This is a genomic window from Shewanella sp. HL-SH4 (assembly GCF_051164845.1).
Taxonomy (GTDB): Bacteria; Pseudomonadota; Gammaproteobacteria; order Enterobacterales; family Shewanellaceae; genus Shewanella; species Shewanella glacialimarina.
Genome location: NZ_CP195037.1, coordinates 3,199,374 through 3,221,776 on the forward strand (window position 1 = coordinate 3,199,374; position 22,403 = coordinate 3,221,776).

General features: G+C 40.2%; 17 protein-coding genes and 1 pseudogene. 12 read left to right on the forward strand and 6 right to left on the reverse strand.

All coding sequences use genetic code 11. The features are described from left to right. The first annotated feature begins 35 nt into the window (after positions 1 to 35). The 3 genes from deoA to deoD all read left to right on the forward strand — a co-directional run bounded on the left by deoA (position 36) and on the right by deoD (position 3,409). Positions 36 to 1,367 carry a thymidine phosphorylase gene (deoA, locus tag ACRWQL_RS15065; RefSeq protein WP_434950796.1) on the forward strand — a complete coding sequence of 444 codons (1,332 nt, stop codon included), beginning with the start codon at positions 36 to 38 and terminating at the stop codon, positions 1,365 to 1,367. A gap of 11 nt (positions 1,368 to 1,378) precedes the next feature. Further along, positions 1,379 to 2,596: a phosphopentomutase gene (locus tag ACRWQL_RS15070; RefSeq protein WP_434950798.1), complete on the forward strand. Its 1,218-nt coding sequence runs from the start codon at positions 1,379 to 1,381 to the stop codon at positions 2,594 to 2,596. A gap of 102 nt (positions 2,597 to 2,698) precedes the next feature. Continuing rightward, the gene (gene deoD, locus ACRWQL_RS15075; RefSeq protein ID WP_188840584.1) at positions 2,699 to 3,409 is read left to right on the forward strand and encodes a purine-nucleoside phosphorylase; all 711 of its coding nucleotides are present in this window, start codon (positions 2,699 to 2,701) and stop codon (positions 3,407 to 3,409) included. Positions 3,410 to 3,479: 70 nt separating this feature from the next. On the opposite strand, the gene ACRWQL_RS15080 is transcribed toward deoD, so the two are convergent. Beyond that, on the reverse strand, positions 3,480 to 4,130 hold the full coding sequence (locus tag ACRWQL_RS15080; protein WP_226413946.1) for a YtjB family periplasmic protein: 651 nt from the start codon (positions 4,128 to 4,130) through the stop codon (positions 3,480 to 3,482). Positions 4,131 to 4,270: 140 nt separating this feature from the next. On the opposite strand from ACRWQL_RS15080, the gene serB reads away from it, so the two are divergent. Then, on the forward strand, positions 4,271 to 5,317 hold the full coding sequence (serB, locus tag ACRWQL_RS15085; RefSeq protein WP_434950800.1) for a phosphoserine phosphatase SerB: 1,047 nt from the start codon (positions 4,271 to 4,273) through the stop codon (positions 5,315 to 5,317). Positions 5,318 to 5,453: 136 nt separating this feature from the next. Continuing rightward, positions 5,454 to 6,360: pseudogene (locus ACRWQL_RS15090) on the forward strand (alpha/beta fold hydrolase). Between the two features lie 30 nt (positions 6,361 to 6,390). Here the strand turns inward: ACRWQL_RS15090 and ACRWQL_RS15095 are convergent. Continuing rightward, the gene (locus tag ACRWQL_RS15095; RefSeq protein ID WP_434950802.1) at positions 6,391 to 8,796 is read right to left on the reverse strand and encodes a PilZ domain-containing protein; all 2,406 of its coding nucleotides are present in this window, start codon (positions 8,794 to 8,796) and stop codon (positions 6,391 to 6,393) included. A 214-nt stretch (positions 8,797 to 9,010) separates the two neighbouring features. Here ACRWQL_RS15095 and radA point away from each other — a divergent pair, with 214 nt between their 5' ends. Next, positions 9,011 to 10,375 (forward strand): DNA repair protein RadA, encoded by a 1,365-nt coding sequence (radA, locus tag ACRWQL_RS15100; RefSeq protein ID WP_434950803.1) that lies wholly within the window; start codon positions 9,011 to 9,013, stop codon positions 10,373 to 10,375. A gap of 33 nt (positions 10,376 to 10,408) precedes the next feature. Here the strand turns inward: radA and ACRWQL_RS15105 are convergent, their stop codons facing one another. From ACRWQL_RS15105 to ACRWQL_RS15120, 4 genes are all read right to left on the reverse strand, one after another. After that, entirely contained in the window at positions 10,409 to 10,774 is a 366-nt protein-coding gene (locus ACRWQL_RS15105; protein ID WP_434931375.1) for a PilZ domain-containing protein, read from the reverse strand. A gap of 211 nt (positions 10,775 to 10,985) precedes the next feature. Beyond that, complete coding sequence (locus ACRWQL_RS15110) at positions 10,986 to 14,441, reverse strand: two-component regulator propeller domain-containing protein (protein ID WP_434950805.1); 3,456 nt, start codon at positions 14,439 to 14,441, stop codon at positions 10,986 to 10,988. Between the two features lie 294 nt (positions 14,442 to 14,735). Next, positions 14,736 to 16,043, reverse strand: coding sequence for an HlyC/CorC family transporter (locus tag ACRWQL_RS15115; RefSeq protein ID WP_434938770.1), 1,308 nt, complete (start codon positions 16,041 to 16,043; stop codon positions 14,736 to 14,738). Between the two features lie 217 nt (positions 16,044 to 16,260). Beyond that, a complete protein-coding gene (locus ACRWQL_RS15120; protein ID WP_434931379.1) occupies positions 16,261 to 17,049 on the reverse strand; it encodes a cytochrome C assembly family protein in 789 nt (262 codons plus the stop codon). A 358-nt stretch (positions 17,050 to 17,407) separates the two neighbouring features. On the opposite strand from ACRWQL_RS15120, the gene ffh reads away from it, so the two are divergent. The 6 genes from ffh (at position 17,408) to ACRWQL_RS15150 (ending at position 22,396) form a co-directional block, all read left to right on the forward strand. After that, positions 17,408 to 18,781 carry a signal recognition particle protein gene (ffh, locus tag ACRWQL_RS15125; protein WP_434931380.1) on the forward strand — a complete coding sequence of 458 codons (1,374 nt, stop codon included), beginning with the start codon at positions 17,408 to 17,410 and terminating at the stop codon, positions 18,779 to 18,781. Between the two features lie 191 nt (positions 18,782 to 18,972). Further along, on the forward strand, positions 18,973 to 19,224 hold the full coding sequence (gene rpsP / locus ACRWQL_RS15130) for a 30S ribosomal protein S16 (protein ID WP_160053063.1): 252 nt from the start codon (positions 18,973 to 18,975) through the stop codon (positions 19,222 to 19,224). A 20-nt stretch (positions 19,225 to 19,244) separates the two neighbouring features. Next, entirely contained in the window at positions 19,245 to 19,775 is a 531-nt protein-coding gene (rimM, locus tag ACRWQL_RS15135) for a ribosome maturation factor RimM (RefSeq protein ID WP_226413964.1), read from the forward strand. Positions 19,776 to 19,790: 15 nt separating this feature from the next. Next, on the forward strand, positions 19,791 to 20,537 hold the full coding sequence (gene trmD, locus ACRWQL_RS15140; RefSeq protein WP_434950807.1) for a tRNA (guanosine(37)-N1)-methyltransferase TrmD: 747 nt from the start codon (positions 19,791 to 19,793) through the stop codon (positions 20,535 to 20,537). A gap of 34 nt (positions 20,538 to 20,571) precedes the next feature. Further along, complete coding sequence (rplS, locus tag ACRWQL_RS15145) at positions 20,572 to 20,925, forward strand: 50S ribosomal protein L19 (protein WP_188955527.1); 354 nt, start codon at positions 20,572 to 20,574, stop codon at positions 20,923 to 20,925. A gap of 379 nt (positions 20,926 to 21,304) precedes the next feature. Beyond that, the gene (locus ACRWQL_RS15150) at positions 21,305 to 22,396 is read left to right on the forward strand and encodes a 3-deoxy-7-phosphoheptulonate synthase (protein WP_434950809.1); all 1,092 of its coding nucleotides are present in this window, start codon (positions 21,305 to 21,307) and stop codon (positions 22,394 to 22,396) included. Positions 22,397 to 22,403 lie beyond the last annotated feature (7 nt).

The window sequence follows — 22,403 nt, forward strand, 5'->3', positions numbered from 1 at the left end:
AGCAGCCAGTGGATTGCCTAGATGGAGGCTATATTATGTTCCTCGCACAAGAAATTATTCGCAAAAAACGTAATGGTGAAGTTCTTTCCACCGCAGAAATTCAATTCTTTGTTAACGGCATAACAACTAATACGGTATCAGAAGGCCAGATTGCCGCCTTTGGTATGGCAGTTTACTTTAAAGATATGAGTATGGACGAACGTATTGCATTAACGATTGCAATGCGTGATTCAGGCACAGTGTTAAATTGGGACTCATTAGGACTAAACGGTCCTATTATTGACAAGCACAGTACTGGCGGCGTTGGCGATGTTATTAGTTTAATGCTTGGCCCTATGGCGGCAGCTTGCGGCGGTTATGTGCCCATGATTTCCGGGCGTGGTTTAGGCCATACCGGGGGGACATTAGACAAGTTTGATGCGATTCCTGGTTACCAAACTGAGCCATCTAGCGAATTGTTCCGCAAAGTGGTTAAAGATGCTGGCGTAGCGATTATTGGCCAAACGGGTGATTTAGTACCCGCCGATAAACGTTTTTATTCCATCCGTGATAACACAGCTACTGTTGAGTCTATTTCACTGATCACTGCATCAATTTTATCTAAAAAATTGGCCGCAGGACTCGATGCACTGGCTATGGATGTCAAAGTGGGTAGTGGCGCATTTATGCCAACTTACGAAGCATCTGAAGAGCTCGCTCGCAGTATTACCGCTGTTGCAAATGGTGCGGGCACCAAGACCACTGCATTATTAACTGATATGAATCAAGTCTTAGCTTCGTGTGCAGGTAATGCTGTTGAAGTACGTGAAGCAATACAGTTCTTAACCGGTCAATACCGCAACCCACGTTTGTATGCGGTGACTATGGGCTTATGTGCTGAAATGCTGATTTTGGGCGGTATTGCACAAAATGAAGTTGAAGCGCGTATTAAACTAAATACTGTATTAGATAATGGTAAAGCAGCTGAAGCCTTTGCTAAAATGATTGCTGGTTTAGGTGGGCCAACTGACTTTGTTGAGGCGTATGATAAGTATTTGCCCCATGCCAAAATTATTCGTCCAGTGTATGCCAATACTAGTGGTTTTGCTTACAAAATGGATACTAGAGAGCTTGGCTTAGCGGTTGTTACTTTAGGCGGCGGTCGTCGTAGACCTGGCGATGCGCTTGATTACAGTGTCGGATTAACTCAAGTTTGTGCATTAGGTCAAGCCGTTAACAAAGATGTTCCGTTAGCGATGATCCATGCGCAATCTGAAGAGGCATTTTCAGAAGCTGCGGCAGCAATTCAACAGGCCATAGTGATCGGCGATAGTGCGCCAGAAAAGACGCCTGAAATTTATCGCTATATTCGCGCTTCAGATTTATAAAGGAAAACACAATGAAACGTACTTTTATCTTAATGTTAGATTCATTTGGTCTTGGTGCTGCAACCGATGCTGATAAGTTTGGTGATGTTGGCTCTGATACTTTTGGTCATATTGCTCAAGCCTGTGCAGAAGGTAAAGCAGATATAGGCCGCAAAGGACCACTAGTTTTACCTAACTTGGCTAAATTAGGCCTAGGCCATGCAGGCTTTGAAAGCACGGGTAAGTTTGCTGATGGCTTTAACGCTGATGTTGAAGTGATTGGTGCCTATGGCCATGCCGATGAGTTAAGTTCAGGTAAGGACACGCCCAGTGGTCACTGGGAAATGGCGGGTGTACCTGTATTGTATGAGTGGGGATACTTTAGCGATTTAACTAATTCATTTCCAAAAGAATTAACCGACAAAATTCTAAAACGTGCTGGTCTAGAAGGGTTCTTAGGTAATTGCCATGCTTCGGGCACTACCATTCTTGAAGAGTTAGGTGAAGAGCACATGAAAACGGGCATGCCTATTTTCTACACGTCAGCAGACTCTGTTTTTCAAATTGCGTGTCATGAAGAAAGCTTCGGTTTAGAAAACCTCTACAAGCTGTGTAAAATTACCCGTGAAGAGTTAGAGCCGTATAATATTGGACGTGTTATTGCACGCCCATTTGTTGGGACTGGTGCAGCTGATTTTGCTCGTACCGGTAACCGCCATGATTATGCCGTATTACCACCAGCGCCAACTGTATTAGATAAGCTTAAAGACGCCGGTGGTGAAGTGGTCAGTATTGGTAAAATTGCTGATATTTACGCCCATAGTGGTATTACTCAGCAGTTTAAAGCGACAGGTCTTGAAGCGCTATTTGATGAAACGCTAACGCAAATTAAACGTGCTGGCGATAACACCATAGTGTTTACCAACTTTGTCGATTTTGACTCTCATTATGGCCACCGTCGTGATACAGCAGGTTATGCTAAAGCATTAGAATATTTCGATACCCGTTTACCTGAATTATTTGCGATTTTACAGCCAGATGATTTAGTGGTATTTACCGCAGATCATGGTTGCGATCCTACTTGGGTTGGTACTGAGCATACTCGTGAGCGTGTACCTGTATTAGCTTATGGTGCAGGTTTAGCCGCTGGTTCATTAGGTCGTCGTCAGTCTTTTGCTGATATTGGTCAGTCGATTGCAAGCTATTTTAAGCTAGAACCTATGGATTATGGCCAATCTTTTATAGATTAGTCACATTTTCGAACGACGGTTCTATATAAAACTTAATAGCTTTGCTAAACTATCAACAAGATTAAGCAATACAAAATAAAATAGAAACATAGGGGTTATAACATGGCTACACCACATATTAATGCTGTTGAAGGTGCATTTGCTGAGACAGTGCTTTTCCCAGGCGATCCATTACGTGCAAAATACATTGCAGAGACATTTTTAGAAAATGTTGAGCAAGTAACCGATGTACGTAACATGCTTGGTTTTACGGGTACTTATAAAGGTAAGCGTATTTCTGTAATGGGTTCAGGAATGGGTATTCCATCTTGTTCTATCTATGCACATGAGCTGATTAAAGAATACGGTGTTAAAAACTTAATCCGTGTTGGGACATGTGGTGCTATTAGCACGGATGTAAAAGTACGTGATGTGATTATTGGTATGGGTGCATGTACTGATTCACAAGCTAACCGTTTACGTTTCAAAAACCAAGATTTTGCAGCAATTGCGGACTACAGCTTACTAAGCGCTGTAGTTGATTCTGCCAAAGCACACGGCACTAAAATTCAAGTGGGCAACGTTTTCTCTGCTGACTTGTTCTATACACCCGATCCTGAAATGTTTGATGTTATGGAAAGAATGGGTGTATTAGGTGTCGAAATGGAAGCCGCTGGTTTATATGGTGTTGCCCATGAATTAGGCGCTAAGGCACTATGTGTTGTCACTGTATCAGACCACATCCGTACTGGTGAGAAAACCACTTCTGATGAACGTCAAACGACTTTCAATGACATGATAGTGATGACTTTGGATGCTGCATTAACACTTTAGTTTTAATAGCAAACCAATAAAAATGGGCGCATTAAGCGCCCATTTTTTATTTTATATTTACATCATTTTATTAACTTTTATCTTCCGGCTCATCTTTAGAGGCGAGATGTTTCTTAAATTGTTTAATACGTGTTTTTCGACGATCAAAGTCAGCGCGCTTAAACGATAATGCGCGTGATAGCAAGAAACCAATAAAACTGGCCACAAGTAGCATCCACTTCAATAGTTCCATATTCTCTTGATGCAAATATTTAATTTCATCAAAAAATTTGCTCAGGTCTAATCTTACTTCCACATAGCCAAGGTTATTGTCTTGTTGCATCACATTTTCAATTAATGGTGGATAATTGGCTAATAGTTGACGTAATGCTTCTGAATCAGGTGCTAAATCATCGGTAGTCACTGATTGGGCAAAAGCGAGTCTGACTCCTTGAGAGTTATAAATATTAACCGACATTACTTTAGGGTCTGACGCTAAAGTCGATGTCAGCCATCGTAGTTGTTCATCATTTTGTAAAAACATAGCCGGAGCTGCACCGTTTGCCGCCTGTTGCGCAAGGGTTCTCGCCATAAGTTGAGTCTGTGAACTCAACAGTTTTTGACCGTTTTTCAAGCTGCTTTGCCAAAGATTGATTAGGCCTAATACTAAGCCTATGGCAACAATAACCTGAATGATCCTGCTAATTTTTTGTCTTTTCTTGAGACCGTTAACAAAAATCACTTTAATCCTCAGTCATTTTTCTATTTAATGAAACGCTTAGTAGGCGCCTGATTGCCATATTGTTGATGGCTTGGTGGTGTGGAAATTATATTAATCTAAAAACTCATCAGTAGATAGTTGTAATCAAAGAGGTCTGATCCATGCACCGCAGTAGTCTAGCATCCGCCAATGCACTTAATAAGCGTACCCCAAGTAACAGAGGTGTTAGTATTCTATCTTGGTTATTAGCATCATCTACCACTGAGTATTGGCACAATGACCTATTATGCCAACGCTATGAAGAGGCGCAGTATCAAAGTGATATCGCTTCTTTTAGTCATGAACGTGTTCGAGTGATATTTGAATCATCGGCTCAATCACACATTGATGCATGGCTTGCTGAACTGCCGTTTCCTGCGTATTTTAGCGTACTTGAACGCGAAAATGATCTTATCGGTATAGAAATTTCAGCCAGTAAGTCTTTTACTGAAATGAAGTCGGCTTTTGATATTAGTGTGACTCAGCATAGTTTAGCGGCTGAATTATTATTGATCACTGCGCCATTACCTTTGTTGAAACAGCGCGGATTGCTAGCGATGGATATGGATTCAACGGCGATTCAGATAGAGTGTATTGATGAACTAGCTGTGTTAGCTGGAGTGGGTGATGAAGTGGCCGAAGTCACCGCTAGTGCGATGCGAGGTGAATTAGATTTTGAACAAAGCTTACGATTACGAGTAAGCAAACTCGCTAATGCAGATGCAGCTATCATTGATACACTATGCAAAAATTTGCCATTAATGCCTGGTTTAACAGCCTCTTTAGCAGAGTTACAAGCTAATCAATGGAAAGTGGTTGTCGCCTCTGGTGGATTTATGCCTTTTGTTAATCACCTAATGCACCTGTTGAAGTTAGATGCAGCCTTCGCTAACGAACTGGTTATTGAAGATGGCAAACTTACCGGTCATGTTTGTGGAGATGTCGTCGATGCGCAATACAAGGCTACCGTTATCAATAAATGTGCACAAAAGTGGCAAATAGACGCGGGACAGATAGTGGCTATAGGCGATGGTGCTAATGATATCCCTATGATCCAAACGGCAGATTTAGGGATCGCTTTTCATGCTAAGCCTAAGTTAATCAATGCAGCCAATTTAGCGGTAAATAAATTAGATTTACGCGCGTTGGTTTTTTGCTTACAAGCATAGTAAGCATTACGCTGCAGGTGTCACTCAACACAACACCGTCGTATTATTTAGGATGTTTGCTCTATTTTAGTTGATATTGATGGCAGTTATGGTTGAGTATGGGATTATTCTCTAAAAACCAATAGCTGCCATTTTGATATCACCCACTCAACAATCTTTGTTTATTCCCTATCGACAGGGGCAATTACATCTGCGTTATATTCCGGCTCAAACCTCGCATAAGCATCTTACACCTATTTTAATGCTGCATGGCGCCATGTCTAACGGTCGAGTCTTTTATAGTGACTCAGGGCGTGGTTTAGGCTGTTTTATGGCGCAGCAAGGGTTTGATGTTTATGTGCTAGATACCGCAGGAAGAGGGAAAAGTACTCCCTTGATTGATAAGCAATATGAATTAGGCCAAGGGGAGGTTATTAGAGAACAGTTACCTTTGGTGCAATCATTTATTTTAAAACGTCATCCTATGACATCAAAAGTACATTGGAGCGCACATTCCTGGGGGGAGTGTTAATGGCAAGTAGTTTAGCTCGGTTTGCGGATTTACAGACGAGTGTCGCCTCACTGTTAACTTTTGGTAGTAAACGTACCATCAAAATTAAGTCATTACGAAAATGGCTAATGGTAGATCTTTTCTGGAACCGGTTCGCCCCTTTTTGTGTATCTAGGCAAGGCTTTTTCGATGCTAACCGTTATCGATTTGGTATGGATAATGAAAGCCATCACTCACTACTCCAGAGTATTGATTGGGTTAGGGGGAGTGGATAGACCATGATGACCAGTTTAATTACGCACTTGCTGCAAAAAGTGCAAACTGGCCTAGTACGTGGTTTATTGCCGGAGAAAATGACACTGTATTAGGTAACCCGTCGGATGTGCAAGATATGATGGCAGAGTGCGGTTTGCAGCAAGCAAAATATACCTTGCTTGCTAAAAAAAATGGCTACCTAAATGATTATGGCCATGCGGATATGTTGACTCACAAACAAGCCAACGATGACCACTTTATGCAGATTAAAAAGTGGTATCTTGAGCTGAGTGACTGACGATGCTAAAGCTTATTTTATTATGATCCATTAAGATGCGGCTAAGTTCTTGTTGTTTTGCACTGTACTCAGTTTAGGGAAACGTAATTTTACTTCTGTCGTGATGTCTAGAAACTCGCCAATACCAATAACTTTCCAGAGCTGTTCTTCAAGCTGCTTGGCTTTATGATTTGCATGGATAGTAATATATTCTAATTCACGACGAATATAGCTCATATCTGGTTTATCTGCTGCCCCTAAATATACCCTTAACGCCATAAATCTACCTAAACGTTGGCTTTGTTCTATAAAAGATTGTTGATCTACGACACTGATTTCTGTCGCAACTTTGCAATTTAGATTGATTGTGCCACGAGCGTGTCGAGTTATTTGAATGAATACTTCAAAAAAGCGCATATCATCAGCGGCTTTCATTGTTTTAATTGGATCTATAATTTGACTTTTTAGCACCCCATCTGCCATGAGCGGTGTCAGGTTGTATTGCATTATTTGATCTGTATCTTGAGAGAATAAATGGCTTATCTCATCTACTTTGGTGCCAATGCCGATGGCTGAAAGGGAGTATGATTTACTCTGTTTTTCAATAAAATATGGCACGCTAACTAGCTCACGCATCATCAAATTTTTCATTCCATCAGCCAGCTCTTTTTGTTCACCATCTTTATCGGACAGTTGAGTTAACTTTGCTTTGTTGTGATTGATCAGTTTATTTAAAAATTCAACGCCGATATGTGGTGAGTGACCAATTAATGCACTTAAATGAAGTATGCTGCCTTTTGAGCGCGTTCTAATAAGTTGGTATGGTAATGCGCTCAAGTCAATCTGAATTGCTTTGGCCTGTAAGCTAGGCAAGCTAAGACTAACAGATGCTGGTGAGTTAAAATCGAATGCTTCCGCTAAGGTTACTTGCAAGCCTCGGCTAGAAATATCATGGGTTATTCCAGAAGCAATTTTATTACCTTGTTTGATGTTAACTAATGTTTTAAAAGCGAATCTTGATTCATGGCGCCGCTCTGTAAATGGCATTGATATTCTTTTAATGCTATTGACATTTATTTTACGTTGCGCAAAGGTTTTTAGTTGGTTTACATCTTGGTTATTGAACCAAGCTTGATATTGGCTATTTACACTTGAGTTTGTGATATCACAAACTTGAATAATATGACTAAAGCTGGCCAACTGTTGTTCTGTTAATGCTGAATATTGTGCATCATCGCCCGGAAGTGTAGAGGTTTTATAATTCAGTTTATGATCCACTTTTTGGCTAACTAATTTATAGACCCGCCAACTAGACTTTTTTGAACCAAAACCTAAGAATAATCCCAAGTGTTCGCTTTGTTGCAGTTCAAATAATGTCGCTGAATAAAAGTGCACTTTTTCGTTGGCTATATGTGTAAAACAAAACATCAGTTGATGTTCAGTAATATCCGGTGACTTTAATAAATGCACTATGCGGTTATTAGTTAACATCCCTGGCAGCTGGTTAATATCATCCTCATTTTGAAAAAAATGCAGTAATGGCTGATTACCGCGACCAAGCAGGGCATGGGTGATATGAGGCTTACCTTCTTTAATCGAAATGTAGACAGGTAAATGAGGTTGCAAGGGTAAGTAATGACGCTCGAATCCTAAACCTGTGGCATTAACAATGACATCGTTAACATCGACTTTGTAGCGAAATTTATAACTATTAATTAATTGAGTAATAACCTTATCTAGTTCTTCACTGCTACCAATTCGTTTTAGGCGAAATATGGCGCTGTCATCTTTATTTTGGATATCAACAATAGCGTAATCAACACCTTGCTGTAAGTCTTCAAAGTAAAACTCTTCATTAAGTTCAAGCAACTTTACCCTAAGTGGTCTCTCAGGTTGAAAGTTATGTTTTAATGGGAGTTTTATTCTGGCGCCGCCAACGGATAAGTCCAGGGTAGCCCCTAATACTTCAGCGGAGCCAGATTGTGACACAGCAATTTTAATGCTGTAGTTCATTCGCTCTTCACTACGATTAAAATAACTGCCTAAAACAATACCTGGTACCATAAACGGTGAGGCATTTAGGCTTGGCTCATTAGTGCTGCCTTCTTGTTTAAGCTGTTTACGTTTTTGGTGAGCTTTAATGACTTTTTCATACACACCTAAGGTGTATTTGTTTCGATAAATAGGTAACGCTTCTTCAAGGGCTTCTTTTGAGGGCGCATCTAAAAAGTGTCGTTGGTTACCAATGAAAACTTCTTCACAGGCCAGTTCGGTTTTATCACGTAAGTCTATTACGCGAGTACACAGGGCTGATATGCGGTTTAGCTCCATTTTAAGTAAAAAGCGGGTAGAATTTGATTCATCAGCCGTAAGGCTTTCGAACAGTTCCTGAAAATCAGGTTCCATTAATAAGGGCTTTAATTGTTCTATAAGTGCACTGTGGTTGTCTAGGCTCATCTTCTATTATCGTTTTTAATGCTTATTGTGAGTCTGGCTGTTAATCTTATCGGCATGAAAAGACATTGCTTTATCAATAGTATGGGTCTGAAGTTAATCTTAACCCTATTTGAGATAAATGATAAAGTTTACAGAACAATTAGTGTCTATGATTTGATATATCTTGGACTGAAAAGAGTTCTTCCTCAACTTTTTAATTTACTAACTGAGCATTATGGCAAAGAATAAAACAGCATATGTGTGCAATGAATGTGGTCAAGATTTTCCGCGTTGGCAAGGGCAGTGTAATGCCTGTCAGGAATGGAACACGATCACAGAGGTTCGTTTGGGCGCAAGCAGTGCTACGCGTACCCATCAGTTTAGTGGTTATGCCGGTTCCACCAGTAAAGAAGTACAGACGCTCGATCAAATAGATTTAAATGAGTTACCTCGTATTGCCAGTACGTTTGGTGAGTTAGATCGGGTTCTTGGTGGCGGTATTGTTCCTGGTAGCGCGATACTCATTGGCGGCCATCCTGGCGCTGGTAAAAGTACGCTTTTACTGCAAACCTTGTGTCAATTAGCGCAAATTATGCCCGCCTTGTACGTCACGGGAGAAGAGTCTTTACAGCAAGTGGCTATGCGCGCCCATCGTCTAGGGTTACCGACTCAAAATCTGCGTATGCTGTCTGAAACCAGTGTTGAAGCTATTTGTGATGTTGCGATACAAATAAAGCCTAAAGTGATTGTGATTGATTCTATTCAAGTGATGCATATGAGCGATATTCAATCTTCGCCAGGAAGTGTGTCTCAGGTTCGAGAGTCAGCTTCATATTTGACCCGATTTGCAAAACAGCATGGTATAGCGGTCATTATGGTTGGCCATGTCACCAAAGATGGCAGTTTAGCTGGCCCGAAGGTATTAGAACATTGTATTGACTGCTCGGTGATGTTTGAAGGTGATAGTGATAGTCGTTACCGTACTTTACGTTCACATAAAAATCGATTCGGCGCAATTAATGAGTTGGGTGTTTTTGCGATGACGGAACGTGGCTTAAAAGAAGTGGCCAATCCCTCCGCAATATTTTTATCCCGTGGCGATGAAGCATCATCGGGATCATTAGTTATGGTGGTATGGGAAGGTACTCGTCCATTGCTGGTGGAGTTGCAGGTTCTGGTCGACAGTTCAGCCATGTCTAACCCTCGTCGAGTCGCGGTGGGGATGGATGCCAATCGTTTAGCCATGCTACTGGCAGTGATGCACCGCCATGGTGGGTTGCAGATGTCTGATCAAGATGTGTTTGTGAACGTTGTAGGTGGTGTGAAAGTAACTGAAACCAGTGCCGATTTAACGTTATTATTGGCGATGGTATCGAGTTTTCGCGGTCAGGTTTTACCAACTGATTTAGTTGTTTTTGGTGAAGTTGGCTTATCAGGGGAAATTAGACCTGTGCCTAATGGCCAGGAACGTTTAATTGAAGCAGCTAAACATGGTTTTAAACGTGCAATAGTACCTAAAGCTAACATGCCAAAAAAACCACCTGCGGGAATGGAGGTTATTGGGGTGAACAAATTAACTGAAGCTTTAAACGCACTTTAGTTGTGCGTTTTCAGCGTTAAATTTAACGGTTATTTATTCTTCGGGTTGGATAAGCATTTCCAACTCTCGATTAAGCAGCTCAGCATCACCTAAATTAAGTTCAATAATACGGCGCAAGTGACTAATACTTTCAACATCGATATGTAAACAGCGTAAGCCTAAATGCTTGCTAGTTTTATGTACAATTTTTGTGTTCATGACTAACTGAATATCTGAATCAGGTAATACAAACTCTAATGTTATATCACTATTTTTTGTACCGCTGAATGTGTCAGGGATTTCGACCAAAGCACCATTAAGGCTTAAATCTAGAATCGTTGTACGCCAGGTAGACTCAGCCTGAGCAAGATAAGCATTAGCATCAAATAGAATTCTCGAAAATTTGCGTCTCTCGTCCATTAGTCTGTCCTTTAATTTATAGGATTAGTGTTGTATTGATTGCTATAGATTAGCATACGATATAAGCACACATAAAACACCCAGATTCAATTTATTTGTTTCGTCATTATTTCTTCGGGTAATTCAATTGTAAATATAGCGCCTTGTTCTGGAGCCGTGCTCAAGGTGACTTTGCCTTTTAAAACCTGATTAACTAAGTTATATAGAATGTTCATTCCCAGGCCGCTTCCCCCTGGCCACGTTTAGTGGTGAAAAAGGGGGTAAAAATCTTCTGCTTAATTTCATCTGACATACCGCATCCATCATCTTTATAAATAATTTTAAGCCCGTTAGGTTCTCGCGTTACGGTTAAAGTCAGTTGGCCGATTTTATTATCAGGGTAAGCATGAATTATCGAATTATTTAATAAGTTGCTGATAATTTGATACAGTACGCCCGGCTGACTGTGTAATGAAATATCTTCAGGGCACTGGTAATCATATTGGTGTTTAGTGCGGGATAATAATGGGTGCAGCGACACAAATATTTCATCTAAATATTGTTTCAGATTAAAGTCTCTTACTTCTTCATGCGATTGATCCACCGCAACTTTTTTGAAACTTTGTATTAATTTAGTTGCTCTATTTAAATTAGATAGCATCAGTCTTGCACAATCAGCAACTTCAGTTTGATATAGTTCAAAATCTTCGTGTGAAACATCGCCAGATTGATATTTTTTATTGAACTCCTCGACCCTGTCCGAAAGGTGCGATGTCGCTGTCACACTAATACCGATTGGAGTATTCATTTCGTGAGTAATACTTGCGACGAGTCCACCTAACGTGGCCATTTTTTCCTTATCAATGAGCTCATTTTGAGTGAGTTTAAGCTCTTCAGTGCGAGACTTTACTCTATCTTCAAGCTCAATGTTGAGCAGCTTTAGTGCTTCTTCAGTTTCTTTCAACGACTGAATATTCTTTATTGTACCCGTTATTCTGTTTGGTTTTCCTTGATTATTTCTCTCTATCACTTGACCTCTATTAAGTACCCAAAGCCATTTGTCATCAGGTGTTTTTGCTCTATAAGCCAGTTCAAATTTATTTTCCTCTAAGTTTAAGCAAGAGGTCATAATATTAATTACATGGGGTAAGTCATCAGGGTGAACGCACTGTTGTAGGGTGTCCATTAAACTGATTTCGTGTTCAGGATATTGTAAAAAAGTATTAGTACGAGTTGCGGTTTTATTGCGAATATCCCAGTCCCAAAACTCATCACCACTGCCCCATAATGCGAGCTGTAATCGCTGCTCGCTTTTAGCAACTTGCTCCATCATAAAGACTTTAATGCGATATTTACGAGTTTGTAACCAGCTAAAAAATCCGATGATGGCAATAAAAAACAAGCAATAAAGTAAATATGCCCACCATGTTTGCCAGGGTGGGGGCATAATATGAATCTCCAAGGCTCTTATCTGACTAAACTGATTATTATGATTTTTAGCTCTGACTTGAAATTGGTACTTACCCGGTGATAGGCCAGAAAAATGGGCAACATGACTGTTTAAATCATCAAACCATTGCTGATGTAGTCCTAGCATCCTATATTCATATTTAATCTGTTGGGCCTGATGTAAATTATTACTGTGAAAACGAAATGAAAATAATGTGTCTAGATAACTCAACTGAATATTATCGGCATAACTGACATCCAGCGATTGATTAAACCGTGTGTCATCTTGTAGGCGCTGTAACTTATTTAATAAGTAAAACTCGTCGATAATGGGCGTTTTAGGTTCTGGAGTGACGGGTAAATCAGAGGGGGTAATAATGTTAAACCCATTTATACCACCTAAATAAACACGATTATTATCATCAACAAAGCCTGCACCGAAATTAAACTCATTATTCTGAAGCCCATCTGCATCAGTATAATTACGAATTGTATGATCTTTGCTATTAAGAACGCTAAGCCCTTCAGATGTACCGACCCAGAGTTGATCCGACTTATCTTTAACCATAAGGTAAGCGATATTGTCGATTAAACCATTTTGCTTATTAAATAGTTGCACCGCCTTTGTTTCAGGTATAAAAGAGAAAACCCCATCACTGGAAGAGATCCACAACCTATCTTTTATCCAATACGCATTAAATAAATGCTTGCTAGGAAATTGCTCGACAGTGTTTGGCGCATATTGGGTAAATTTGCCCTCTACAGACATATGAATTAACCCTGCACCATAAGTCAATATCCAGTACCCGCCTTGCTGAGCAGGTAAAATCTGACTTATCTCATTACTCGCAAGGCTGTCAGGTGAATTGGGATCATGAGACCAGGATTTATAACCATGTATAGTGGGTATAAATAAACTTAACCCTGCATCTTTTGTCGTAATCCAAGCTTGCTTAGTGTCATCGAATAAAATGCTATAAAGATGGTTACTTGCTATTGCCAGAGGGTTATCTGGCTGAGCTACATATTGGTTAATTTCCTTGGTTTTAATATCCATGATAAACAAACCATTGCCGCGCGTACCAATCCAAAGCTGTTGATTATCATCTTGTGTTATAAAACTAATAAAGCTTTTACTATCAAATTGTGGGTGAGTAAAAAGTGAAAAACCAGTAATGTTTCTTTGAGTATCTTCAGCTGCAATGAATAACCCTTGGGCGGTTCCAATCCAAAGGACGTTTTGTTTATCTCGATAAATAGTTCTAATATCGTTATCAGAGATATTGTTTTCAAAGAATGCATATTGATTGATAGTATTGAAAGCTTGGCTATTTAGATCTGTTTTACTTAAACCAGCTCCTCTTGTGCCAATCCATAGTTGGCGTTCGTCGTCTATCCACAGCCTGGTAATTAAACCACTGCTGACACTGCGAGTGTTACTAGCAGAATGCGAAAAATGCTCAAATTGGTGTGTGCCCGGTTGATACCAAGCTACACCTGCTTGTTGAAAGCCAATCCAAAGTTTACCATCGATATCTAAAGCTAAGTCATTGATATTGTCTTGCTGAATGGTATCGGGAAAAAATAACTGGTGCGAAGTGGTGGTAGGCGATGTTAAACCTTGAGATAAATCTAGATGCAATAATTCACTATTACTGGTGGCTACCCAAATGTTATTACCGTCTCCATTTGCAATACGAGTAATATATTTTGTTTGCTTAGATTGTTGAGATATCGTGGTTAATTTTTTTTGTTCAGGTAAGTAAAGTTGTAGGCCTTGATTATGATAAACCCATAAACGCGATGATTTATCTAAAAATAGGCCGTGAATATTGTTATCTAATAAACCTTTGTCGCCGATATTTAAGTGTTCAATAACCACATTTTGGGTAGCAGAAAAAATATAAATTCCATTATTAGTAGCAATCCAAATATTACCTTCACTATCTTCACTTAGGTCGTTAATTCCGCTAGAGGGTAATCCAAATTTAGGCGCGTTGTAATGCTCAAAACGTTTGGTTTTTGGTTTGAATCTATTTAAACCATCATTGACGGTGGACAGCCAAAGCTCTCCTTTTTTACTGTAATACAAATGACTAATATGATTGCCTGATGGGCCATATTGATCTTCTTTTAAGTAAATCTTTATTTCTTTACCATTGTAACGATTCAAACCTGCCTGTGTCGCTATCCATAAATAACCATCTTGATCCGTAATGACATCATTAACAGTGTTCATGGATAAGCCATGCTCGGCTCCAATCGTGTCAAATAGCACCACAGCCTGAGTATGATGAGGAGCAAAAAATAATATACACAAAAAAGTATAGTAGCTTAGTAGACGTTTTTTTCTCACACAGTTGATCCTTACACTTTTTTACTTTAATAATTATCTTAAGTGTTAAATTTAAGTGTAGAACTAAATTAATAAAATGCGAGTTAAGTACTGGCGTTGACAAAAAAAGGAACCCGCAGGTTCCTTTTTATTTGTGAACTAATTTGAAGTTAATTCATTGCTGCTAACCAATTACTGTTAACCAATAATACTATCATCCGGGTCAACGATGGGTGAGTTTGGCATAATCCGCACGGATTTAATCATATTATCTGATACTTCGATGACTTCTATATGATAATCAGCTAAGCGCAAACTCGTTTTAGCCGCAGGGATATCCTCAAGATACTCGACAATTAACCCATTGAGTGTTTTGGGGCCATCGATAGGGAAATCCCATTTCATCTCTTTATTTAAATCACGAATGTTAATAGTTGCATCTATTAAAAAGCTTCCATCCTGTTGGATGTTAATATCTTCGCTTGGTGTCGTCATCATTGATGTGGTGAAGTCGCCGACTATCTCTTCTAAAATATCTTCAAGCGTAACAAGCCCTTGAATGTCGCCATACTCATCAACAACCAGCCCTATACGTTCTTTATTCTGCTGAAAATTGGCTAGTTGGACGTTTAGCGGTGTGCCTTCAGGAATAAAGTACAGCTCTTTTACCGCACGTAATAATGATGACTTACTAAATTGCTCTTTTGATTGTAGACGAAGAGCATCACGTAAATGGATAAACCCAACCGAATCATCAATTGTGTCTCGATATACTAATACACGAGTATGTGGGCTTTGGATAACAAGCTTATTAATGAGCTTAAAATCATCATTCATATTGATAGCGTAAATATCGGAACGCGCAATCATAATGTCTTCTACGGTGACTTTTTCTAAATCTAATATCGACAATAACATTTCTTGGTGGCGCTGGGGAATAAGCGCACCAGCTTCGTGAACAACGGTACGTAACTCTTCTTGGCTCAATGCATCATTGGTTTTGACTGTTTTAATACCCAATAAACGCAGGAAACCGGTAGTAATAATGTTAAGCCCTTTGACTAACGGCAGCATAATAATCAATAGCCATTTCAGAATAATGCTTGATGGAAAGGCGATTCTTTCTGGGTGTAATGCAGCATAGGTCTTAGGGGTGACTTCTGCAAAAATCAAAATAACGACAGTCAGTACGCCGGTAGTGATAGCAATGCTGGCAGCTTCATCAATATTATATTGGCTAAGTACGCGCATACCGATAATGGTTGCAATTGAAGAAGCGAGAATATTTACTAAGTTATTGCCGATAAGAATAAGCCCAATTAATCGGTCAGGCCTATCAAGTAGCTTTAGCGCTCGCTGTGCTGGTTTGTTACCACTGCCAGCTAAATGCCGTAAACGATAACGGTTAAGCGTCATCATGGCGGTTTCTGAACCAGAAAAGTATGCAGAAATCAAAATCAATACTACAAGGAAAATTAACAGTGCGCTGGTAGATATAGCGTCCAAGGAAGGGGGCTCCGTTATGGTATGTAGGCCGTTATTGACGACCAGAATAGATATATTTAACCAGCATTATTAACCACTGACGAAAAGAGTCAAGTTATAGAGGCTTATAATATCAGTAAAGTAAAAGACAACATGCAGGTTGAACAACTTCATTTCGTTGAAAATACCCGCTTTTTAACGGTTATGGCTACTTCCATAATCGTAACCACAGTGGGAATTAATTAATAATCAATTCCTTAACAATACGGGCACCAAAATAGCCTAATGAAAGTAGTCCTGCACCAGATAAACTGTAAACCACAGCAGTGCGGATACGACAGCCTATTGTGTAGTGTTGCCACAACATAGTGCCATATACTGCCCAGGCAGCCATAGACAGGATAGCTTTGTGGCCTTTACCATCAACAAACATATCTTCTAAAAACACAAACCCAGTCACTAGCGACAAGCTTAATAAAATAAAGCCAATCACAATAAGGTGGTATAGCTGACGCTCTACGGTCATAAGCGGTGGCATAGCAGTGCTCATGATCATTTTCTTATTTTTAAGCTTATTTTGAATAATCCACAATTGCAGTGCATAAAGTGCTGCAATCATTAATGCACTGTATGCCATAAGCGATAATACAACATGTGCAAGAATTTCCGGGTGCAGTTCAAAATGAGTAATATATTGAGGAGGGAGTAGCCATAGCAAAGCTACCGAGATGATTGAACAGGCATAAATTACCGGCAACACGACAATCACTTTTAGCCGCGGTAAGGTAACGGTAAAGGTAAATGCGATGATCCAGTTCACCATTGATATAACATTGGTTAAGCTGAAGTTTTGCCCATCAAGTGTAAAAATTGAATGAGATAAAGCAAAGCCATGCATTACCACACCCAGAGCAGATATCATCATAAGAAGTTTGCGATTGGGACCATCAGCATGAAATAGCCGGCTAGTGGCAAGAATCAATGCAATACAATAAAAAAACATAGCCGAAGCAGAAAAAATAACCATCTGATTTAAACCTATCAAGTTATATGGACATGCTGACTAGATATAATATCTAGTCTCAAAACGCACATGAACACTATTGGGTAAGATTAACATGAAGTCACCTAATAAGGGCAGTGACCTATTACGCAAAATTTAACAGTTTCTGACCGTTAGCTGCAAATAATTTACCTTATTACATCTGTTATGGGTAATAAGACACTTGAACACCATGATTAAACATGAGTTTGATCCTGCTATAAATAAGGCGTAAGGCTAATCGTTTGAGTTAAAAATGAATAATTTGTCACACAAGCGCGCATCTTAAAAATTTTTGAGTATAATAGTGTGCATTATCGATAAGCGTATTAAGAGCGGTTAAATGTTTGAGAATCTATCTGACAGACTATCACGAACACTAAAAAATATAAGTGGTCGCGGTCGATTAACGGAAGACAACATTAAAGACACCTTACGTGAAGTCCGCATGGCTTTGCTCGAGGCTGATGTTGCATTGCCAGTAGTAAGAGACTTTGTTAGCAGTGTAAAAGATCGCGCTGTCGGACAAGAAGTCTCTAAAAGTTTAAGTCCAGGCCAAGCTTTTATTAAGATTGTGCAAAGTGAACTTGAACGCGCTATGGGGGAAGCTAATGAAGAGCTTGACCTAGCTGCTCAGCCTCCGGCTGTCATTATGATGGCGGGTCTTCAAGGGGCGGGTAAAACCACCTCTGTAGCCAAGTTAGGTAAGTTTTTACGCACTCGTCATAAAAAATCCGTGTTAGTTGTCAGTGCTGATGTTTATCGCCCAGCGGCAATAAAACAGCTTGAAACCTTAGCAGCTGAAGTTGAGGTTGAGTTTTTCCCATCTGATGTCAGTCAAAAGCCGTTAGATATAGCAAAAGCGGCAATAGCTTATGCCAAACTAAAGTTCATTGATGTTGTTATTGTCGATACAGCAGGTCGTTTGCATGTTGACGAAGCCATGATGGACGAAATTAAACAGCTTCATGCGGTTATTAAGCCTGTAGAGACCTTATTTGTTGTTGATGCAATGACAGGTCAAGATGCAGCAAATACAGCTAAAGCCTTTAATGAAGCAATGCCATTAACAGGGGTGATTTTAACCAAGGTGGATGGTGATGCTCGCGGTGGTGCTGCGTTATCAATTCGCAGCATAACTGGCAAACCGATTAAGTTTTTAGGTGTTGGTGAAAAAACTGATGCGCTTGAACCTTTCCATCCTGACCGTATCGCATCGCGTATTTTAGGTATGGGTGATGTTCTTTCACTGATTGAAGAAGTTGAACGCGGCGTCGATAAAGACAAGGCAATGAAACTGGCTTCTAAAGTGAAAGCCGGTGGTAGTTTTGATTTAGAAGATTTTCGTGAACAGCTGCAGCAAATGAAAAACATGGGCGGCATGATGAACATGATAGAAAAGCTGCCCGGTGTCGGTAAGTTACCTCCAGAAGCATTAGCGCAAGTTCAAGATGGTAAAATGACTGGCCAAATGGAAGCGATTATTAACTCCATGACAGCCAAAGAACGCAAAAACCCTGATGTAATCAAAGGTTCACGCAAACGTCGTATCGCGCTAGGTTCAGGGACACAAATTCAAGACGTAAATCGCCTGTTAAAGCAATTTACTCAAATGCAAAAAATGATGAAAAAAATGTCAGCTAAAGGCGGCATGAAAAAAATGATGCGTGGTATGAGCGGTATGTTACCGCCTGGTATGAAGATGCCAGGTCGTTAGTTAATCAATTTAATCTTCGGAAGTGATACTTTGCTTGGCGCTATAACCCTTTTTGCTGTAAAAAACGGCGCTTTGGGTTGCATTAGTTTCAAAGTAGGGTAAAATCTTCCGGCTTTCTTACTGGGACCTTCGCGAACACGGGTTCCAGTTTTTATTTTTGCTTCTAGCAAATCATTAGAGGAATAAAACGCATGGTTACCATTCGTTTAGCTCGTGGCGGCGCAAAAAAGCGTCCATTTTACAATATCGTTGTTGCTGATAGCCGCAATGCTCGTGACGGTCGTTTCATCGAACGTGTAGGCTTTTTCAACCCACTAGCTCGTGGTCAAGAAGAAACTTTACGTTTAGATTTAGATCGTGTTGAGCATTGGGTTGCTACTGGCGCGGCAACATCTGAGCGTGTTGCTAAGTTAATTAAAGACGCACGTAAAGCAGCTGCTTAATTGCGTTTAGGTATAGATAGATGAGTAGTAACCAACAGCCGATTGTGCTGGGTAAAATAGGCGCTTGTCATGGCATTAAAGGTTGGCTAAAAATCACTGCCTATACCAATTCTGTTGAAGGCATTTTTGATTATTCTCCTTGGCTTATATATGACCAGGGGAAATGGCGTGAAGTTAAAGTCAGCCAGTGGCGCTCACAAGGTAAGGCGGTTATCGCTGAACTTGAAGGGGTAGTATCACGGGAACAGGCGCAAATGCTCACAAATTGTGAAATTGCGATTATGCCTGAGCAAATGAAAGAACTCAGTGATGATGAATTTTATCACCGTGATCTTATCGGATGTGAAGTGACTAATAATAACGGCTACAACATGGGCATTGTTGACCAGATCGTGGAAACAGGATCTAACGACGTGTTACTTGTCAAAGCTAATGCCAAAGATGCTTTTGGCAAAGTGGAACGTATGATCCCCTTTGTCCCTGAACAATTCATTTTAAAAGTGGATTTGCAAGGCAAACAGATAATAGTGGATTGGGATCCTGACTTCTAAGTCGAGGTACAACATATGTGGTTAGGGGTAATAACCCTGTTTCCAGAGATGTTTCGTGCTGTTACAGACTTTGGGGTGACGGGTCGAGCCGTAAAAAACGGCCTGCTTAAGGTGCACATGTGGAATCCTCGCGATTTCACCCATGACAGACATAACACGGTTGATGACCGCCCATACGGTGGTGGACCTGGAATGTTAATGATGGTGCAACCTTTGCGAGATGCCATTCATGCTGCAAAAGCTGCAGCGGGTGACAGAGCGAAAGTGATTTATCTATCTCCTCAGGGACGCAAGCTGGATCAGCAAGGCGTTACTGAGTTAGCTAAATCAGACAGTTTGATTTTAGTGTGTGGTCGCTACGAAGGTATCGATGAGCGCATTATTCAAACTGAAGTAGATGAAGAATGGTCAATCGGGGATTACGTGCTTTCGGGCGGCGAAATACCTGCAATGACTTTAATCGATTCAGTGGCTCGCCTAGTACCTGGTGTACTGGGTAAGCAAGCTTCAGCAGAGCAAGATTCTTTCTCTGACGGATTACTGGATTGTCCTCATTATACTCGCCCTGAAAACTTAGATGGCATGGACGTACCGGCAGTGTTGTTAAGCGGTGACCACGAAAAAATCAGACTCTGGCGGTTGCAGCAAAGTATCGGAAGAACTTTTCTACGACGACCAGAAATATTTGAAAATCTAGCTCTGACTGACGAACAAACAGCCTTATTAGCGCAGTTTGTAAATGAAACGGACACGTCCGTATAGTCATTGTTTCAGTTATTCTAGAATGGAGTAAGTTATGAACAACATCATTAAAATGCTCAACGATGAGCAAATGAAAACAGACGTACCTGATTTTGGTGCTGGTGATACAGTAGTAGTTCAAGTACGCGTAAAAGAAGGTGATAAAGAGCGTCTTCAGGCTTTTGAAGGTATCGTTATCGCTAAGCGTAACCGTGGTTTGCACTCAGCATTCACAGTACGTAAAATCTCTAATGGTGAAGGTGTTGAGCGTGCTTTCCAAACGCACAGCCCATTAATTGCTAGCATCGAAGTTAAGCGTCGCGGCCGTGTTCGTCGTGCTAAACTTTACTACTTACGTGAGCGTTCAGGTAAATCTGCACGTATCCGTGAAAAATTGGCAACTAAGTAATAGTTATCAATTTAGTTTAAAAGATGCAGTGTTCGCACAACTAACCGCCGAAAGGCGGTTTTTTGTTTTTAGCATTCGTCGCCATCATTTTGAGTCATGTAAGCAGACTTTTTTTAGCCCTTAGCTTTACTTATCGAGCCTGACTCATTATCTGAGTTCCACATTAGTCATTTAACAATAGATAGCCATATGATCCTCATGAACATTGATATGGCAGTAATTACACTTTTGAGTTAAATAAGCCTTGATCTCATAAAAATGCACAGGCATAGTTAGCTCTATGTTGTAATGGTGTATCATTACAAAAATACAGTGGTTTTAGTCATCACTAAAAAGTGTGACTAGATTGCTTTTTACCTTATTACAGTGAGTCGATATCATGCAGCAAGATACCATCAATAATATTCATATTAGTTCTGAGCAAATACTGTCAACGCCGTCACAACTGAAGCAAGAGTTACCCTTATCAGCACATGCATATCGTTATATTTTGGATGCGCGTAAAACGGTAGCAGACATTGTGCATAAACGTGATAGTCGGGTATTGGTTGTGACAGGGCCTTGTTCAATACATGATATTGATGCAGCTAAAGAATATGCGCTTAAGTTGAAAAAATTACACGATGAACTCAGTGATGACTTTTATATTTTAATGCGCGTGTACTTTGAAAAGCCTCGTACCACAGTAGGCTGGAAAGGGCTTATTAACGATCCGAATATGGATGAGTCTTTTGATGTAGAAAAAGGACTACGTATGGCTCGTGAATTGATGATTTGGTTAGCTGAATTAGAATTGCCCGTGGCAACTGAAGCGCTGGATCCTATTAGTCCTCAGTATATTTCTGAATTAGTCACCTGGTCTGCTATTGGCGCCCGCACCACTGAATCTCAAACCCACCGAGAAATGGCATCGGGGTTATCTATGCCTGTAGGTTTTAAAAATGGTACAGAAGGCAAGCTAGATGTTGCTATTAATGCCCTAAAATCTGCAGCCAGCAGCCACCGTTTTATGGGTATTAACCAAGAAGGCCAGGTCAGCTTATTGCAAACTGCCGGTAATCCTGACGGTCATATCATTCTTCGTGGCGGTATTGCACCTAATTATGATGCTAAAAGTGTGGCTGAGTGCGAAACACAAATTCATAATGCTAAGTTGAATGCACGTTTAGTGGTTGATTGCAGCCATGGTAATTCATCTAAAGATCACAATCGTCAAAAACAAGTGTGCGAAGATGTATTTAATCAAATTGTCTCGGGCAATAAATCTATCATTGGTGTTATGCTTGAAAGCCATTTAAATGCAGGTAATCAAAGTACCAATAAGCCATTAAATGAACTTGACTATGGTGTATCTGTCACCGATGCCTGCATTGATTGGGCAACAACTGAAACAATTTTACGACAAGGCGCTAACCAATTATCTGCCGTACTGCCAACTCGCTTTAATGTGCTGCAAGTTGTTAATGGTTAATGAAAAG

Coding starts and splice junctions, on each gene's coding strand:
- deoD (WP_188840584.1), top strand. CDS start 2,699: ATGGCTACACCACATATTAATGCTGTTGAAGGTGCATTTGCTGAGACA.
- radA (WP_434950803.1), top strand. CDS start 9,011: ATGGCAAAGAATAAAACAGCATATGTGTGCAATGAATGTGGTCAAGAT.
- ACRWQL_RS15105 (WP_434931375.1), bottom strand. CDS start 10,774: ATGGACGAGAGACGCAAATTTTCGAGAATTCTATTTGATGCTAATGCT.
- deoA (WP_434950796.1), top strand. CDS start 36: ATGTTCCTCGCACAAGAAATTATTCGCAAAAAACGTAATGGTGAAGTT.
- serB (WP_434950800.1), top strand. CDS start 4,271: ATGCACCGCAGTAGTCTAGCATCCGCCAATGCACTTAATAAGCGTACC.
- ACRWQL_RS15070 (WP_434950798.1), top strand. CDS start 1,379: ATGAAACGTACTTTTATCTTAATGTTAGATTCATTTGGTCTTGGTGCT.
- ACRWQL_RS15150 (WP_434950809.1), top strand. CDS start 21,305: ATGCAGCAAGATACCATCAATAATATTCATATTAGTTCTGAGCAAATA.
- trmD (WP_434950807.1), top strand. CDS start 19,791: ATGTGGTTAGGGGTAATAACCCTGTTTCCAGAGATGTTTCGTGCTGTT.
- rpsP (WP_160053063.1), top strand. CDS start 18,973: ATGGTTACCATTCGTTTAGCTCGTGGCGGCGCAAAAAAGCGTCCATTT.
- rplS (WP_188955527.1), top strand. CDS start 20,572: ATGAACAACATCATTAAAATGCTCAACGATGAGCAAATGAAAACAGAC.
- ACRWQL_RS15120 (WP_434931379.1), bottom strand. CDS start 17,049: ATGGTTATTTTTTCTGCTTCGGCTATGTTTTTTTATTGTATTGCATTG.
- ffh (WP_434931380.1), top strand. CDS start 17,408: ATGTTTGAGAATCTATCTGACAGACTATCACGAACACTAAAAAATATA.
- ACRWQL_RS15110 (WP_434950805.1), bottom strand. CDS start 14,441: ATGAACACTGTTAATGATGTCATTACGGATCAAGATGGTTATTTATGG.
- rimM (WP_226413964.1), top strand. CDS start 19,245: ATGAGTAGTAACCAACAGCCGATTGTGCTGGGTAAAATAGGCGCTTGT.
- ACRWQL_RS15095 (WP_434950802.1), bottom strand. CDS start 8,796: ATGAGCCTAGACAACCACAGTGCACTTATAGAACAATTAAAGCCCTTA.